This is a genomic window from Acidobacteriota bacterium, from assembly GCA_034211275.1.
GTDB lineage: Bacteria > Acidobacteriota > Thermoanaerobaculia > Multivoradales > JAHZIX01 > JAGQSE01.
The window spans coordinates 1-16,919 of record JAXHTF010000038.1; the positions used below are offsets into that span (position 1 = coordinate 1).

The 16,919-nt window shown below is 67.2% G+C and carries 9 protein-coding genes; 5 read left to right on the plus strand and 4 right to left on the minus strand.

Going from position 1 to position 16,919, the window contains the following annotated elements:
• Both SX243_08675 and lon read right to left on the minus strand, forming a co-directional pair.
• Positions 1-2,042 (minus strand): two-component regulator propeller domain-containing protein (locus SX243_08675; protein MDY7093030.1); only part of this gene is annotated, 2,042 nt, incomplete at its 3' end.
• A gap of 401 nt (positions 2,043-2,443) precedes the next feature.
• Positions 2,444-4,987 carry an endopeptidase La gene (gene lon, locus SX243_08680; protein MDY7093031.1) on the minus strand — a complete coding sequence of 848 codons (2,544 nt, stop codon included), beginning with the start codon at positions 4,985-4,987 and terminating at the stop codon, positions 2,444-2,446.
• 703 nt (positions 4,988-5,690) lie between these two features.
• On the opposite strand from lon, the gene SX243_08685 reads away from it, so the two are divergent.
• The 5 genes from SX243_08685 (at position 5,691) to lhgO (ending at position 14,463) form a co-directional block, all read left to right on the plus strand.
• Positions 5,691-6,317 carry a phosphopantetheine-binding protein gene (locus SX243_08685; protein ID MDY7093032.1) on the plus strand — a complete coding sequence of 209 codons (627 nt, stop codon included), beginning with the start codon at positions 5,691-5,693 and terminating at the stop codon, positions 6,315-6,317.
• Positions 6,318-6,392: 75 nt separating this feature from the next.
• A complete protein-coding gene (locus tag SX243_08690) occupies positions 6,393-8,222 on the plus strand; it encodes a carbamoyltransferase N-terminal domain-containing protein (GenBank protein MDY7093033.1) in 1,830 nt (609 codons plus the stop codon).
• A gap of 32 nt (positions 8,223-8,254) precedes the next feature.
• Positions 8,255-10,546: a hypothetical protein gene (locus SX243_08695; GenBank protein MDY7093034.1), complete on the plus strand. Its 2,292-nt coding sequence runs from the start codon at positions 8,255-8,257 to the stop codon at positions 10,544-10,546.
• Positions 10,547-10,753: 207 nt separating this feature from the next.
• Positions 10,754-13,216 carry an ABC transporter permease gene (locus SX243_08700; GenBank protein MDY7093035.1) on the plus strand — a complete coding sequence of 821 codons (2,463 nt, stop codon included), beginning with the start codon at positions 10,754-10,756 and terminating at the stop codon, positions 13,214-13,216.
• Complete coding sequence (lhgO, locus tag SX243_08705; GenBank protein MDY7093036.1) at positions 13,213-14,463, plus strand: L-2-hydroxyglutarate oxidase; 1,251 nt, start codon at positions 13,213-13,215, stop codon at positions 14,461-14,463. The genes SX243_08700 and lhgO overlap by 4 nt, the downstream gene beginning before the upstream one ends.
• 138 nt (positions 14,464-14,601) lie before the next feature.
• Here the strand turns inward: lhgO and SX243_08710 are convergent, their stop codons facing one another.
• Positions 14,602-14,988: a helix-turn-helix transcriptional regulator gene (locus tag SX243_08710; GenBank protein ID MDY7093037.1), complete on the minus strand. Its 387-nt coding sequence runs from the start codon at positions 14,986-14,988 to the stop codon at positions 14,602-14,604.
• A gap of 65 nt (positions 14,989-15,053) precedes the next feature.
• Positions 15,054-16,826, minus strand: coding sequence for a signal peptide peptidase SppA (gene sppA / locus SX243_08715; GenBank protein ID MDY7093038.1), 1,773 nt, complete (start codon positions 16,824-16,826; stop codon positions 15,054-15,056).
• Positions 16,827-16,919: the final 93 nt, after the last annotated feature.

The window sequence follows — 16,919 nt, forward strand, 5'->3', positions numbered from 1 at the left end:
GCCAGCTGCCGGTTGGCCGCTCCCAGCTCCTCCTTGCGCTCCAGGACCTCGGCGGTGCGCCGGCTGATGATCTCCTCCAGCCGCCGGTTGCGGTCCTGGAGTCGCCGAAAGCGCAGCTGGTAAACGCCGGCGCCGAAGCCGAGCACGAGCATCGCCACCGCGCCGTAGAAGGGGACGGTGCGGTAGAACGGCGGCTCGATGCGGAAGCTGAAGACCGCCGGGCGCGGGTTCCAAAGGCCGTCGTTGTTGGCGGCGGTGATCTCCAGTCGGTACTGGCCCGGCGGCAGATTGGTGTAGCGGATCAACCGGCGGCTGTCGGGGACGCTCCATTCTTCCTCGAAGGGTGCCAGGCGATGGCGGAAGCGCACCTGCCGGGCGTCGACCAAGGAGAGGGCGGTATAGCGGAACTCGACGCTGCGGGTGGTCGGGGGCAGCACCGGGGAGGTCAGAGGATCGATGCTCTCGAAGTCCACCACCACCCGCTCGATGATCACCGGCGCCGGTAGCGGGTTGGTGACCAGGCTGTCGGGGCGCACCTCCAACAGCCCGTCGATGGTGGAGAACCACAGCTCGCCTCCGTCGCCCCGCCACCCCGACGGCTGGCTGAATCCGTTGCATTCGTGGGCCCGGCTGCCGGCCAGGGGCTCCGGCGTCAGCTCCTCGACACGGCCTGCCAGCAATTGGCTGACCTGACTCTTGCGCAAGCTGAAGACGCCGCGGTTGGAGCATGCCCAGAGGTTGCCCTGGCGATCCTCCAAGAGCTGGTAGAGCACGTCGTTGAACAGGTTCTCCATGCTCGTGACGCTGCGAAAGACTTCGCCCTCGAGGAGGCTCAAACCGCTGTCGGTACCCACCCACAGCTGGCCCTCGTCGTCCTCCAGCAGGGATAGGACGGTGTTGCTGGCCAGTCCATCGGCGGTGGAGAAGGTGCGGGGAAGGTACTCTCCGGCTACCCTCTGCAGTCGGGTCAGCCCGTCGTCGGTGCCCACCCACAGGCTGCCCTCGCGGTCCTCCAGAAGGGCTCGGACGATGCCGTTGTGGATCCCGTGATGGGGCGGAGCCAGGATCTCCACCACCACGCCGGAGCGCAGGTGGGCGACGCCGCCTCCGAGGGTGCCGATCCACAGGTCGCCGTCGTGATCGACGATCTGGGCGGTGATGATGTCGCTGGGCAGCCCCTCGGTGGTGGTGAGGACGGTGAGGTCGCCGCGCTCCAGACTGGGCTCCTCCGAGCTCGGCCCCTCCGGACTGGCCTCCTCCAGGTAGGCTGCATCCAGACGCGCCAGGCCGCCGCCGGCGGTACCGATCCATAGCTCGCCGCCGCGCCCTTGGGACAGGGAGAGAATGACGTTGTTGGGCAGGCTGTCGGGGCTGCCCACGCGGCTGATGCGGCCGTTCTCCAGCCGGTGCAGGCCGCCACCGTCGGTGCCGATCCAGAGGCTTCCGCGGCGGTCTTCGAAGACCGTGCGGACGGCACCGGAGGCCAGTCCCTCGCGTTGGGAGTAGAGGATGAACTTGCCGTTGCGCAGCCGGCTCAGGGAGCCGTCGGCAGTGCCCACCCAGAGATTGCCCTCGCGGTCCTCCAGCAGGCTGGTGACGTGGTCGTCGGGGAGGCCGGATCTCGAGTCCAGAGCGCTGCGCCCGGACTGGTTGATGCGCAACAGGCCTTGGGTGCGGGTGGCGACCCAGCGGTTGCCGTTGCCGTCCACCAGGGATGTAACGGCGTCCTCGACGCCTTCGATCTCTGGCGTCTCTGGGGCGTTCGGGGAGCCGGTGGGCGACGGGGCTTGATTCCGGCGGGATGGGTTCCGGCGGGATGGGACTCCCACCAGGTTGGTGAAGTGGACGCCGTCAAAGCGCAGGCTTCGGTGTTGGGTGGTCAGGCGCAGGTAACTGTCTGGGGTCTGGGAGAGCTCCAAGATGGCCTGCCCCGGCAGACCGTCCTCCACGCCCCAGGTGTCCAGCTGGTATTGGGTCACCTCCCGGTGGGGGTCGAGGGCCTGGGCGCCGGAAGCGGCGAGCAGCAGGATCGCTCCGCACAAAATACCCCTGCATAGTCGAGGGGGCGGGAAAGCGTTGGGAGGAGGCTGCAAACCAAGCTCCTGAATCTTCCCGGCGATGCGGGCACGCAGCGTTCGGCTGGAGGCCTGGGTTGGCTTGGGAATCCAACTGCACTCGGTGGAGAGCGAGGAATTGAGGACTGTCAGGGGCATTGCCAGGGTGCGCAGAGATTACTCGACTCCGCCGAGGGAGGCAAGGGATGGGGCAGCGGCTGCCAACCCCCTGAAGCGGCGGGATCGAGGCCCGCTGCTGGGTTCCTGGGGTGAAGGGAGAAGAAGGTGGGGGCTGAGGTGTCGGCCTGGGCTCGGATCCCAGCCGTGGAGCCCGGTCGGATGAGGGGACCCGGGCCGGCGCTGCGACCCGGGTCCTCGGAGGCGGGGGCTCAGTGAGGGATGGCGGGGGAGAGGGGGACGACATCTTCGGGACGGTCGTCACCGAAGAGCAGTCGGCCCTCGCGGAACGAGGCATCCCGCAGGGTCAGAGCCAGGACCTCGCCGAGTTCCTCCACCAGCTCCACCCGGATGCTGTTGCGCACGTCTTCGGGCAGATCCTCCAGATCCGCGGAGTTTTCCTTCGGCAGCACGAAGTGGCTGATGCCGGCTCGCACGCCGCCGAGGATCTTCTCCTTGACCCCGCCGATGGGCAGCACCCGGCCGGTGAGGGTGATCTCACCGGTCATGGCGATGTCGTGGCGGGCCGGTCGGGAGGAGAGGGCCGAGACCAACGCCGTGGCCAGGGTGACCCCCGCCGACGGTCCATCCTTGGGAATGGCACCGGCGGGAACGTGGACGTGGACATCGACGTCGAAGAGGTTCTCGCGGTCGATGCGCAGCCCCGCCGAGTGGGCGCGGGCGTAGGTCCAGGCCGCGCGGGCGCTCTCCTTCATCACGTCCCCCAGCTGGCCGGTGAGCACCAGCTCGCCCTTGCCGGGCATGGAGGAAGCTTCCACGAACATGATGTCGCCGCCGGTGGGGGTGTAGTACATCCCCGTGGCGACGCCCACCTGATCCTCGGCGGCGGCGCGCTCCGGATGAATCTTGGGCCGGCCGAGCCAAGTGGAGACCTTCTGCGGCTCCAGGGTCAGGCTCTGGACCTCCTCCTCCGCCACCTTGCGCGCCACCTTGCGGCAGAGCTTGCCCAGGGCGCGCTCCAGCTGGCGCACGCCGGCCTCTCGGGTGTAGCTGGTGATCACCTCGTTGAGGGCATCGTCGGGCACGGCGAGGCGCTGCTCGTCGAGGCCGTTCTCTTCCAGCTGCCGCGGCAGCAAGTACTGGCGGGCGATGCCCACCTTCTCGCGCACCGTGTAGCCGTCGAACTCCACCACCTCCATGCGGTCCAGCAGCGGGGCGGGGATGTTCTGGATGAAGTTGGCGGTGGCGATGAACATCACCTCGCTGAGGTCGAAGGGCACGCCCAGATAGTGGTCCGTGAAGGAGTCGTTCTGGGCCGGATCCAGCACCTCCAGTAGCGCCGCCGCCGGATCGCCCTGGAAGGAGGCGCCCAGCTTGTCCACCTCGTCGAGGAGGAAGACCGGGTTCTTGGTTCCGGCTTGCTTCATGCCCTGGAGGATGCGGCCGGGCATGGCGGCGACGTAGGTGCGGCGGTGGCCGCGGATATCCGCCTCATCCCGAGCGCCGCCCAGGGAGATGCGCACGTATTGGCGCCCCATGGCGCGGGCGATGGACTTGGCCACCGAGGTCTTGCCGACGCCGGGGGGCCCGACGAAGAGCAGGATGGGGCTGCGGGAGCTCTTCTTCTGCTCGCTTTTGTCCCCGTCGTTGGCAGCTCCTTCCCGAGGCTTCTCCCGGTCTTCGTCGCTGGCAGCCTCGGCCTTGGTGGCCTCGGCGCTGGTGGTCTCGGCAGCCTCCGCATCCTTCGCCGGGGCTTGCTCTTCGGCCTGATGCCGCAGCTGGCGGACCGCCAGGAATTCCAGCACCCGATCCTTGACGTCGTCCAGGCCGTAGTGATCCTCGGCCAGGATCTCGGCGGCCCGGTGCAGGCTCAGCTGATCCGCGTCGCGGTGGCTCCAGGGCAGCTCGGCGATGGTCTCCAGATAGGTTCGCACCACCTGGCTCTCCATGGACTCGCGGCCCAGGCGGCTCAGGCGGCTGAGCTCCCGATCCACCTCTTTGCGCACGTCCTCCGGCAGCTCCAGGCTATCCAGCCGCTGGCGCAGCTCGTCGTGGTCGCTGTCGTCGTCGGATTCGCCCAGCTCGCGCTGGATGGCCTTCATCTGCTCGCGCAGGAACATCTCCCGCTGGCGGTCGCCGAGCTCCTCGCGCACCTGGGATTTGATCGACTCCTGAGCGTCGAGGACGGTGACCTGGCGTTCCACGTGCACCAGCACCCGGCGCAGGCGCTCTTCCACCGGCAGGGTTTCCAGCAACTCCTGGCTCTCCTCGGCGGAGATCTGCAGATAGCCCGCCACCAAGTCCGCCAGCGGGCCCGGCTCCTGGACGCCGGAGAGCACTTGCTCCACCGCCTCCCGGGGCAGACCGCTCTTCTGGCCGAGCTCGCCGGAGCGGTCCCGGACTTCGCGGAAGAGAGCCACGAATCCCGGATCCTCGGCGGACGGCGGCATCATGTCCTCGACCTGACGCACCGAAGCCTGGAGGAAATCATCTTCCTCCTTGACCCGGACGGCGAGGCCGCGGTGCAGGCCGTGGAGCAAGAGCTGAACTCCGGAGACGCCGCGCTGCACCTTCTCGATGCGGGCGACGGTGCCCATGGTGTAGACGTCCTCGGCAGCGACCTCGTCGGTATTCCGCCGCTGACAGACGCCGAAGATCAACTTCTCGGGAGTGTTGAGGGCATGCTCGATGGCCCGCATGCTGGCTGGCCGTCCTACTTGGATCGGCGATGCCACGCCCGGAAAGAGCACGGCCTGGCGCAGGGGAAGGACCGGCAGGGTCGAGAGTTCAGACATTCAATTTCCTCGCTTTTCTTGGTTTCGGCTCGCTCATGCGAGCGAAGACGGGCACGAATCTGAGTCGTCACGTCTCAAATCTACCAACATGAGGGCGCGCCCACCTATTCCCGGATTCGGAAATCGCCGGTTAGCGAGCGAGCAAGTCAATATCCTACAATGACTTGTGGGGATATGAGTCTCCGGTTAGCAAGGTGGAGGAGGTGGCTGGGGGTTCTGATGGCAGCTCGGCTCTTCGAGGCGGGTCCCATCTCCAAGGTCCCGACTCGGGGGCGGATTTCGATCGCTGCTTTCCTTCCAGCGCGGATCGAGATAAGATTCCTCGTCCCGTTCCGGGGCCTTTCCGGCAGATATAAAGGGTGAAGCCGCCGTTGGCTACGGCGATGACCGTCAGCCACCGCGAAATATTCGCCAGCATGAAAGACTCCAAAGCCCAGAACGTCGAGATCCCCGGACCGATGGCGTCCATGCCCCACAGGGCTCGGACCGCTTTTGTGGATTCCTGCGGCTCTTCGGGAGGGCGGCGTCCTCGCTTCGATCTCCAAGCCCCCTCTCCCGGTTTGCCAGCTTTTGATGTGCCAATCCTTGGCATGCTTTTCATCCTCTGTTTTGTCATCGCTTGTTAGGTAGGGAGGTCTCGTTCGTGCACGACTCTGAGCTTGGGCAAAGGATCCAAGGGCTTTCGGACACCAAGAAGCAACTCTTGGTCCGGACTCTCGAAGAAAACGACCTGGACGCCTCGTGGCTTTTCCAGGAATTGCCGGTGCCGCCGCGCAATCCTCAGGAGGCCCTGCTGGCGGAAATCTGGGAAGAGGTGCTGAGTCAAGGCGACGTCGGTGTCGAGGACAACTTCTTCGACCTCGGCGGCGATTCCATCCTCAGCGTCCGCATCGTCGCCAAGGCGCGGGAGCGAGGCCTGGTGTTCAGCTCCCGCCAGCTCTTCGAATACCCCACCATCGCCAGCCTGGTGGAAGTTGCCGAAGTAGCCGACTCCCCGCACCAGTCCCCGAGCTCCACCCCATCCCAGCCGTCCCCAACCCAGCAGCTCCCAACCCAACAGCTAGAAGCCCGCCAAGATCCGCACCAGTCCGCGACGCCAGCGACGGTCTGCGAGGCATCCGAGGCCGCCGCTGCAGACTCCGACCTCAGCCCCGAGGCCTTCCCCGAGGCCGATCTGTCGGAGGAAGAGTTGGGACGGGTCCTGGATCTCCTCGCCCAGCGCCAAGCCGACTCCGATGGCCGGATGCGCTTTGCGGCCGACGATTCTTCGTCCGTGGAGCCGGCGGGGGAGCTGCCGCGGCTGCTGGCCTTGCGCTCGGCTCGTTTCTAGCCGCCGGGTCGGCGCGCACGAGTCTTCGGGGTTGCGCATCGTGATCGCGGAGCTCGGTCCCGACCCTCCAAGACGATGAATATCGTCGGCATTTCCGCCTTCTACCATCAAAGCGCCTGTTGCCTGTTGCAGGACGGCCGGCTCGTGGCCGCCGTGGAAGAGGAGCGCTTCAGCCGGGTCAAGCACGATCGCCGGTTGCCGGTGCACGCTTTTCGCTATTGCCTCGAGGCCGGCGGGTTGGACATCACCGATGTCGATGCCGTGGCCTACTACGAGCGGCCGGTGGCCAAGCTGGGACGGCAGCTGTGGTCCGGCACGCCTCTGGAGGCCGCCGGTCAGGGAGCCTGGCTCGATCCCCACGGCGCAGAGCGGTCCATTCGCCGACGGTTGGGGTTCGAAGGGCCGCTGCTGACCTTTCCCCATCACGCTTCCCACGCCGCCAGCGCCTACTATTTTTCCGGCTTCGAGGAGGCGGCGATCCTCACCGTCGACGGGGTGGGGGAGTGGGCTACCACCACCTACGGCCGCGGCCGGCAGGGGGAGCTGGAGGTCTTGGAGCAGGTGTGTTTCCCCCATTCCATGGGCCTGCTCTACTCCGCCGTCACGGCCTTTCTGGGCTTCCGGGTCAACGACGGCGAGCTCAAGGTCATGGGATTGGCACCCTACGGCACGGATCGCCTGGCGGAGCGGCTGGCCCAAGTGGTGCTCACCGCCGACGACCACCGCTTCGCCCTCGACCTGCAATATTTCGACTTTCTCGGCGGTGGCCCGATGTTCTCGCCGCGGCTGGCGGAGCTCCTGGGAGGGCCTCCGCGCCGCCCCGGGGAGCCCATGGAAGACTTCCATCGGGACGTGGCCCGAGCGGTGCAGATCGTCCTCCAGGAGCTGCTGCTGCAAAAGGTGGAAGTCCTCCATGATCGGGTCGGCGGGGAGAATCTTTGTCTCGCTGGCGGCGTCGCCTACAACTGTGTAGCCAACGGCGCGATCCGGCGCCAGGGTCCTTTCCGCCGACTCTTCGTGCCGCCGGCGGCGGGGGACTCGGGGGCGGCGCTGGGGGCTGCGATGCTCGCTCACCGCCACTTGGAGGGGCAGCTGGGGGGAGAGCCACCGCCGGTGCAACGCTTGCTCCACGCTCATTGGGGGCCTGCCTATTCCTCCGACTGCATCGGCGAGCTGTTGGCGGCCACCGGCCTGGAGTTCGAGGACTATCGCCAGAGTCCGGGTTCTCGAGGGCCGGGTCTTCAAGGAGAGAGCGAGCTGCTTCAGCGGGTGGCGGAGGCGCTGGAAGAATATCGGGTGGTGGGCTGGTTTCACGGTGCCTTGGAGTTCGGTCCCCGAGCCCTTGGGGGGCGGAGCATCCTCGCCAACCCTCTGGATCCCCAGGTGCGGGACCGCCTCAACCGGTCCATCAAGCGGCGGGAAGCCTTCCGGCCCTTCGCTCCCGCCGTCCTGGCGGAGAAGCTTGGAGAGCATTTCGAGCTGCCGGAACCGGCAGTGGAGGAGCTGGCTCCCTTCATGCTCGAGACCTGCTCGGTGACCTCGAAGCTCGATCTGCCGGGCATCACCCACGTTGACGGCTCCGCCCGGCCGCAGGCGGTCTTTCATCGGCAGACGCCGCGCTTCGCCGAGCTGCTGCGGGTCTTCGAGCGTCGCACTGGCTGCCCGCTGCTGGTCAACACCTCGTTCAACGTTCGCGGCGAGCCCATCGTCTGTTCGCCGGTGGACGCTCTCTTCTGTTTCGCCGACGCCGGCCTCGACCTGCTGGTGCTGGAGGATTTCGTCCTCGACGCCCGGCGCCTGCCGGCGGGCTGGCGGGAGCTGCTGGAACCCTGGCGCCAGCGCCGCCGCAGCGCCTTTGCCGGCGGTCGTGGGGATGGTGCCGGCCCTCTCTACACCTTTGTTTGATCGTCGTTGAACTGCCGAGCTCCGAGACCCCCATGCCCCGAGACTCCCATCCCCAGACTCCCGAGCCGATGCCGGAGCTGACTCCCCGCCAGGCCCTGGCCCAGGAGCTGGCGGAGCGGCTGGCGGAGCCCGCCGGTGTCCGCACCCTGCGCCTGGCCCAGCTGCACGGCCTCGTCGCCCCGTCCAAGCTCCGCCGCGGGCCGGGCTCCTCTTCCGATAATGACGGCTCTGCCGGTGGGGACGGGCCTGCTGGTGAGGACATCAAGGGACGCGAGGGACCGCGGCCAGTGAGCGTGTGGAGCCCCGTCGGGAAAGCCGCGAGGGGCAGTTCCACGGCTTCTGAGGAGCTGGTTTTCGAACGCCCCGAGCCCCATCCCCTGGGCGATCAATATGCCGTCCGCCGGCGGATCCCCGCCCGCGCCGCCGCCGGCACCCGGCGAGTCTGCTTCTTCGGCGAGTCGGTGGCTGCGGGCTATCTCTTTGCCCCTCACCTGACTCCCGCCGGCGTGCTGGAGGTCCATCTCAACGAGGTGGATGGCGAGAAGGCCTGGGAAGTGGTGGATCTGGCGCGCACCAACGAGACCTTGGCCTCCCTGACGGCGACGGTGGAGGCGTCGATGCAGCTGGCGCCGGATGTGTTGGTGATCTTCGCCGGCAACAATTGGAATCTGCTGGAGACGCCGGAGCTCTCCCTCCACGCTCCGGGGGTGGGGGACCGGCAGCGCTACGCCGCGGCTCTGCGGGAAGGTGGCCTGGGGGGACCGGTGAAGCTGGCCCGCCGCCGCCGCCGGGGGGCGCTGGAAGCGGCGGTGGGACGCATCGCAGCACTGGCGGAGGAGCGTCGCATCCCGGTGGTGTGGCTGGTGCCGGAGGTCAATCTGGGGGATTGGCAGAGCCGCCAGCCGGTTCCCTGGCTGCCCGGCGACGGCGTGGCCCGCTGGCATCGGACTCTCGATGCGGGCCTCGAGGCCGTGGGCGCTGGCCGCGCTGCCGAGGTTCGGCGTTTGGCGGAGGAGCTGCAGCGTCTCGACGGTGGTTGGAATCCCACCGGCCATCGCCTGGAGGCTCTGGGCTGGCAGCTCTCCCGCGGCGACGCTGGCGAGGCTGGAGACGCTGCCCAGGAGGCTCTTCGGGAGGCCGCACGGCGAGAGGTGGATGCCCAGCACTACCCGCTGCTGGCCCATCTGGGAGCCCCCCAGGCGGGCCGCGAAGAGCGGCGATGGATCCATGAGCTGGCGCCGGGACGCTTGCGGGTGGTGGATCTGCCCGAGATTCTGCGCCGTCACGGTGGAGCGGCACTCCCGGGACGGCGGTATTTCCTCGATTATTGCCACCTGACGGCGGAGGGCATGCACGTCGCCATGGCGGCTGTTGCCGCGGAGGTGTTGTCGGTGGCGGCAGAGGGGGCGGGAGATCGGCGCTGGGAGGAGCTGCTGCGCACCCTTCCCGCGCCTTCGCCGTCCTCCGAAGCAGTGGCCCTGGCGAGCTTCAGTGCGGCCATTCACAGCGCCCACCGCCTGCTGCCGGTGGTGGGCAAGGGTGAAGTACTGCGCTTTTGGTGCGCGGAAGCGCTGGCGGCTTCGGAGGGCATCGCCGAGGCCATGGTGGATTTCGTCAGCGCCCGCTGCGCGCCGCTGCCGGCGGTGCTGACGGCGGCCCAGCGGCGCAATCTCATCTCTCCGTACCGCCTCCAGCTGCAGCACGGCTGGCGCTGGGACGGCTCCGACCTGCAGCTACTACTGGCCCTGCGCGCGGTCTTGGGGGAGCGTTTTGGCGCCCAGGGCACCGCCCGTTGGGACGCGGCGGTAGGCTCTTCCGGGACCTCGCGGAGACCGGCCGTGGACTTGCTGGACCCCCGGGGGCAGTGGGAGCCGGTGGAGCGCTTTCTCCCCGATGCCATGGAGCTGGACGACCTGGACGCCCAGGGGCTTTACCGTGCTTCCTGGCCCCGGAGCCGCTTCGGCTGGGTCGGGGGCGGGGACGCCGGTGGAACGGGCGCCCGCCGATGCCAGATCACCGCCCGCCTGCCGGCGGTGTTGGGAGAACCTCGAGAAGGGGAGATCCAGGTGTTTCTGGGAGAGCAGCCCATCGCTCGTCTACAGGCCGGCCCCCGTTGGCGGAGCTGGGCAGTGGAGCTGCCAGCGGCTATGATTCGGTCTGGAATCAATCAGTTGACGGTGCGCTGGCCGGAGATGCCACCGCTTTCCGCGGGGAATCTCCACCAAGATCCGCTGGCCTGGGTGGCCCGAGAGCTGGAAGAAGGAAAGGAGGCCGATCTTCATCCCGTCTTCGGTGAGATTTACCGCCTGGTCCTGGTGGACTGACGGAATTCGATGATTTTTACGTCTTCGGGATGATCTTTGTCTTCGCGGGCATTGTGTTTGCCAAAGAGTTAGCTAAAATGATATCTCTGAAATCGCCGGGCCAAAATCCGGGTATCCGAAGACTTCTTCTTCGAGGGCTGCTCCTCCGAAGACCGGGTACGCTGACCGCTGACTTTCTCGGGCGGCAGAAACTGCGCTGAAATCAACGTGTTCTCTGATCTCTACTCCTTCATCCGTTTCGTCATCCGCTCCCATTGGCGTCGACCCGGGTTCGCCCTGGTCATCATCCTGACCCTGACCCTGGGGTTGGGGGCCACGGTCGCCAGCTCCAGCCTGGTGGTCAACACCCTGTTCAATCCGCTGCCGTTCAAGGACTCGGACGAGCTGGTGATGGTGGTCTCCGCCCAGCCCGCCCGCAACGCCTTCCGGCTCTCCGTCTCCTACCCCGACTTCAAGGATTGGCAGCGGCTCAACTCGGTGTTCAGCGAGATGGCCGCCGTCTCCGACGCTCGCCCGGTGACCTGGACCGGCGCCGATCGGGCGGAGCATCTGGAGGCGGAGTTCGTTTCGTGGAATTACTTCCCCATGCTCGGTGTGGGGACCGTCGCCGGCCGCTCCTTCGAAGCCGAGGAAGACCTCACCGAAAAGAGCCATCCGGTGGTGGTGATCAGCCACAGCCTGTGGCAAAGGCGCTTCGACGCTGACGAGGCGGTCATCGGCGAGACCCTCGATCTCAACGGCTTGCCCCACACCGTCATCGGAGTCCTGGATCCGGTGTACAAGGGCATCTGGTGGGATCACATCGACATCTGGCTGCCCATGGCCATGGCGCCGCATTTCGTCGGCGAGAACCATCTCCAGGATCGCAGCATCCACTGGCATCTGACCATGGGTCGGCTCAAGCCCGGGGTGACCCAGGCCCAGGCCGCCGAGGCGATGAACAGCGTCGCCGAGGAGCTGGAGAACCGCCATCCCGTCACCAACAAGGGCTATCGAGTCTCGGTCTTCGATCAGCGGGAGCTCTACTACGTTCACATCGAAGATCAGCTGTGGAAGACCCTGCTCTTCTCCGGCGTCTTCCTGGTGCTCTGCTACTTCAACATCATCAGCTTGATGATCACCCGCGGCACCGTTCGCCGCCAGGAGGTGGCGGTGCGCAGCGCCCTGGGAGCGGGCCGCCGGCGATTGCTCTTGGAGCAGGCTTTGGAGAGTCTGTTGCTGGCTTCCATCGGAGGGTTCCTGGGACTCTCCCTATCCCGCCTCACGGGGCCGTTGCTGCGTTCCGGGGAGGTGCCGCCGGCGAGCTTCGATTTCCAGCTCGTCGACTTCCGCGTCTATGCCGTCGCCACCGCCTTGGTGCTGGTGACCGCGGTGTTCATCGGCCTCGGCCCGGCGGTGCAGACCCTGTGGTCGGACCTCTGGCGCTTCCTCAAGCAGGGGGCGGTGGTCAGCGGTAGCAAGCGCTTCCGCACCTTCCTGGACATCCTGGTGGTGGTGGAGGTGGCGCTGGCTTCGGTGGTGATGATCAGCGCCGTTTCGACGGTGAAGAGCTCCCTGACGCTGATCGAGGGAGACCTGGGGATGGACCAGGAGCACCTGCTGACCATGAAGATCGATCTTCAGGACAGCCGGTACCAGGAGCTGTCAGCTCTGCACGCCGATCAGCTGGAGTTGGTGGACTTCGTGGAGCAGCAGCCGGGGGTCCGGTCGGTGGGTCTGGTGGGGCCCCACGCGCCGCCCCAGGTGAGGCTCTACACGGACATCACCTTCGAAGATCGCCTGGAGGAATCCACCGAAGGGGCGAGCATGCGGGTCTATCGCCAGAGCGTCAGCCCCGGATATTTGCAGGCCATCGGGATTCCGCTGCTGGAAGGACGGGAATTCTCCAACCGGGACGATCCCAACAGCCCACGGGTGGTCATCATCAGCAAGTTGTTGGCGGATCTGATCTGGCCCGGGGAGAGCCCCCTGGGCAAGCGCCTGCGGCGCGGATTGCCGGACAATACGGAGCATCCGTGGTTGACCGTGGTGGGGGTTGCCCAGACCACCGCCAATCGCAGTCTCAAGGACCTGCTGAAGGGCCCGGACTACGATGTCTACATGCCGCTGCTGCAGGATGAGGTGCGCTCTCCCACCCTCTTGGTGCGCTCCGAGGGAGATCCCGGAGAGCTGGCCGGGGTGGTGCGGGACGCGGTGGAGGAGTTCAATTCCAACATCCCAGTTTACAACGTCAAGACCATGCGCGAGCACCTCGCCTACATCGCCTCGGAGGAGCTCTTCCTGGCCAATCTCATGACCCTCTTCGGGATCATCGCCGCGGTGGTCATCGCCGTCGGCCTGTACGGCGTCCTCGCTTACTCCGTGCGCCAGCGGGTCCGGGAGTTCGGCACCCGCATCGCCCTCGGCGCTTCCACCGGGCGGATTCTTTGGATGGTGTTGCGCCGGGGCCTGCTGATCCTCGGTACCGGGGCGTTCCTGGGACTGACGGCGTCGTTGATCCTCGATTCCCGAGATTTGCTGCCGGGGGTCAAGACGGAGGGCGGAGCCGTGGGGGTGGAGGTTTTGGCCATCGCCCTGGCCTGTTTGGTGGCGGTGGGGATCGTCGGCATTCTAGGACCGGCCTGGCGGGCGACCCAGGTGGAACCCACCCAGGTGCTGAAACAAGAATGAGTACTTCCGGGGGCAGCGCCGGCGCCACGCCGCGCTTCGATGTGGCGGTGGTGGGCGGCGGCATTGTCGGGCTGGCCACCGCCATGGCCCTGGCTGGCGGAGGCGCTGGTGGCGGTGGTGCTGGGGGCGCTCGCTCTGTGGTGGTGTTGGAGAAGGAGTCGCGGCTGGCGGCTCACCAGACTGGTCACAACAGCGGCGTCATCCACTCCGGTCTGTACTACGCTCCCGGATCCCTCAAGGCCCGCACCTGCACCGCCGGGCGCGATGCCCTTTACGACTTCTGCGAGCGTCACGAGATTCCCCACGAGCGCTGCGGCAAGGTGGTGGTGGCGACCCACCAGGACGAGGTGCCGAGGCTCGACGAGCTGGAGCGCCGGGGGCGGGCCAACGGCCTCGACGGCATGCGCCGCCTGGGGCCTCGGGAAATCGAGGAGCTGGAGCCCGCCACCCGCGGCGTCGACGGCCTGTGGGTGCCCCAGACCGGCATCGTGGACTATCGCGCCGTCTGCCGGGCCTTCGCCCGCCAGGTACAGGCGGGAAATGGGGAGGTGCGCACCGGCACCGCCGTCACCGGGGTTGTTCGCCGGGGTGGCGAGCAGGTGGTGACGACTTCCTCCGGAGAGGTGGCGTGCCGGCTGCTAGTGGGTTGTGCGGGACTGTGGAGCGACCGCCTGGCGAGGCTTTGTGGGCTCGACCCGGGCCTGCGCATCGTGCCGTTCCGGGGTGAGTACCACGAGCTGGTGGAGAACCGCCGGCACCTGGTGCGCAACCTCATCTATCCGGTGCCGGACCCCCGCTTCCCGTTTCTCGGTGTGCACTTCACCCGCCGCATCGACGGGGCCATCGAGGCCGGTCCCAACGCCGTGCTGGCGCTGCGCCGGGCGGGCTACTCCTGGAGCCAGGTGCACCTCGGAGAGCTCGCCGGCACCCTGACCTATCCGGGGTTCCTACGCCTCGCCCGCCGCTATTGGCGCACCGGTGCCGGGGAGGTCTACCGCTCCCTGAGCCGACGCGCCTTCGCCCGTGCCCTGCGCCGCCTGGTGCCGGAGCTCGAGGCTGCGGACCTCCGACCGGGCGGGGCGGGAGTTCGAGCCCAGGCGCTGGATCGTCGGGGACGACTGCTGGATGATTTCCATCTGGTGGAGGGGGAAGGCCAGGTACACGTGCTCAACGCGCCGTCACCGGCGGCTACCGCCTCCATCGCCATCGGCCGGCAGATCGCCGACATGGCTCGGGCTCATCTCTAATAGCCCAGCTCTGAATGGCCCAGCTCTGATTCTTCGCGCCCTGCTGCTGGCCGCCGTCGGGCCTTTCGACCCTCCGGCTCCTCAGCTCATCTCCACGGCCTACCGCGACTCCGCGAACCGCCAGTTCCCGGAGTCTTCCTAGCGTCGGATCTGGCTCGCAGACTCTCGCAGGTGCAGCAGCCAACGGCGGAAGCCGCCGACGATGAGCTCGAAGGCCTCCATCTCGCCCGGGCTCATATCCCCCAAAGCCAGAGCTTCCAAGGCGCTGGAGGGTTGGGCCATGGGCTGGCGTTGAGGTTGCCGGCCGTTGACCAGCTCGAGGGCGTTGCAGAGGGCGAAAAGGTCGGCTCCGAGGGCACCGAGGATCTTGTCCAAGGTCGCGACGGTGGGCAGCGAGCGCCCGCTCTCGTAGGAGCTGATCATCGCCTTGGTGATCCCAGCCTTGCCGGCCACCTCGTTCTGACGCAGCTCGGCATCCTCCCGTAGCCACTTGATGGCTTTTCCCAACCGATTGAAGTGATCCATGGCGCGCAATCTACCCTCTCTATTCCCGCCAACGCAACCATGGCGGGCCACCGCCGAGCCGAGGCTCAGCGAAAGGCCGGGGTGAGGGGCATGGCCAGCTCGCTTCGCGGGGACTCCAACAAGCCCACCTGCTGGGCGGCCCGAGCCAGCGGCTGGAGGGTTTCCAAGGCCCGTACCGCGGTGGTCACGGCGGCCTTTTCCTCGCTGCTGCTAGGGGGATCGGCGAAGAGTTGCTCGAAGGGCGATCCGGGCTGGGGATAGCGCTTCAGGTGCACGGCCTGGTCGGCGGTGAGCCCCGCCGCCTCGCGGGCCAGGGCGAGGGCTTCGGGGAAGCCACCGAGGTCGTCCACGAGGCCGCGCTGGAGGGCGTCCTCACCGGTCCAGATGCGGCCCTTGGCGACCTCTTGAACGCTCTCCAGGGGCATGCCCCGGCCGTCCGCCACCTTGCCGGTGAAATCCTCGTAGACGCGGTCCAGCCAGGCCTGGAAGCGGGCGTACTCGCTCTCCGAATAATCCTGTTGGGAGCTGAACATGGAGGCGTTGGTGCTGGTCTGCACCGAATCGAAGGTCATGCCGATCTTATTCCACATATCGCGGGTGATGAGCTTGCCGCCGAGGACGCCGATGGAGCCGGTAATGGTTCCCGGCTGGGCGACGATCTTGTCCGCGTGCATGGCGACGAAATAGCCGCCGGAGCCCGCCAGATCGCCCATGGAGACGATTACCGGCTTGCCCGCCTGCTTGGCCCGCACGGTTTCCCGCCAGATGGTGTCGGAGGCGACATAGGAGCCGCCGGGGCTGTCCACCCGGAACAGGATGGCCTTGACGTCCTCGTCGTCGATGGCTTGCCGGAAGGCTCGGGAGACGGCGTCGGAGCCCATGGTCATGCCGCCGGTGATGGGGTCGAGCTGGCTCTCCCCTCGGGCCACTGCGCCGACGCCGTAGATCAATGCCACCACCTCGCCGTCGTCGTTGGGACGCCCGGCGCGCTTCAGGTAGGCGGTGAGGTAGAGGAGCTCGGCGTCGTCTCCGAGCTGCTGGCGCATGTTGGCGTAGACCTCGTCCCGGTAGGCCAGGCCGTCCACCAGCCCCGCGGTCATCGCCTCCTGCCCCAGGAAGGGACCGCGGTCCACCAGTTGCCGGACTTCCTCCGGGCTCATCTCTCGGGCTTCGGCGATGCCTTCCACCATCTGATCGAACCACGAGTCCAGCAGCGCCTGCATGGCTTCCCGATGCGGCTCGGTGAGCTGTTCCTCGGTAAAGGTGTTCATGGCGTTCTTGTACTCGTAGCGGTGGTCCATGCGCGGCTGTACGCCGAGCTTGTCCAGGGTGCCGCGGAGGAAGGGGCTTTCGGCGATCAAGCCGGTGAGGCCGATGTCGCCGGAGGGCTGGAGGTAGATCTGGTCGAAGCCGGTGGCCAGATAGTAGGCGTTGTTGGCGGCGGAGAATTCTCCGAAGGTCTCGGACCAGGCGATGGTGGGCTTGCCGGCGTCGCCGAAGGCGCGCACCGCCGAGCGCAGCTCCTGGACCCGGGCCATGCCCATGCCGGAGGCGCCGATATGAGCCACCAGGCCTACCACGCGGTCGTCCTCGGCGCCCCGCTGCAGGGCCTGGACCAGGTCCAGCACCACCGGCTCATTCTCGTGCAGGAGCTGAGCCAGAGGATCGGCGGGGATGAACTCCGCCACCCCCTGCTCGAAGTCCGCTTCGAGGATGGTCTTGGTGGGAACCTTGCCACCGCCCATGCCGCCGAGGCTGAAGCCCAGGATGACGAGGCCGATGCCGACGACGATGAGCAGGAGGAAGACGAAGAGTAGAACCTTGCCGCGTGTGGTCATGGGACGGTCTCCAACGGTGATGAACGGGCCAGTATCTCGGCACTGGAACTTGGCACTGGGTCTTTAGGTTTTAGCTATCGGGGCCGCGAGAAG

Excerpts from the sequence above, each read along its gene's own strand:
- lon (MDY7093031.1), bottom strand. The coding sequence starts at position 4,987 with ATGTCTGAACTCTCGACCCTGCCGGTCCTTCCCCTGCGCCAGGCCGTG.
- SX243_08690 (MDY7093033.1), top strand. The coding sequence starts at position 6,393 with ATGAATATCGTCGGCATTTCCGCCTTCTACCATCAAAGCGCCTGTTGC.
- SX243_08695 (MDY7093034.1), top strand. The coding sequence starts at position 8,255 with ATGCCCCGAGACTCCCATCCCCAGACTCCCGAGCCGATGCCGGAGCTG.
- lhgO (MDY7093036.1), top strand. The coding sequence starts at position 13,213 with ATGAGTACTTCCGGGGGCAGCGCCGGCGCCACGCCGCGCTTCGATGTG.
- SX243_08710 (MDY7093037.1), bottom strand. The coding sequence starts at position 14,988 with ATGGATCACTTCAATCGGTTGGGAAAAGCCATCAAGTGGCTACGGGAG.
- sppA (MDY7093038.1), bottom strand. The coding sequence starts at position 16,826 with ATGACCACACGCGGCAAGGTTCTACTCTTCGTCTTCCTCCTGCTCATC.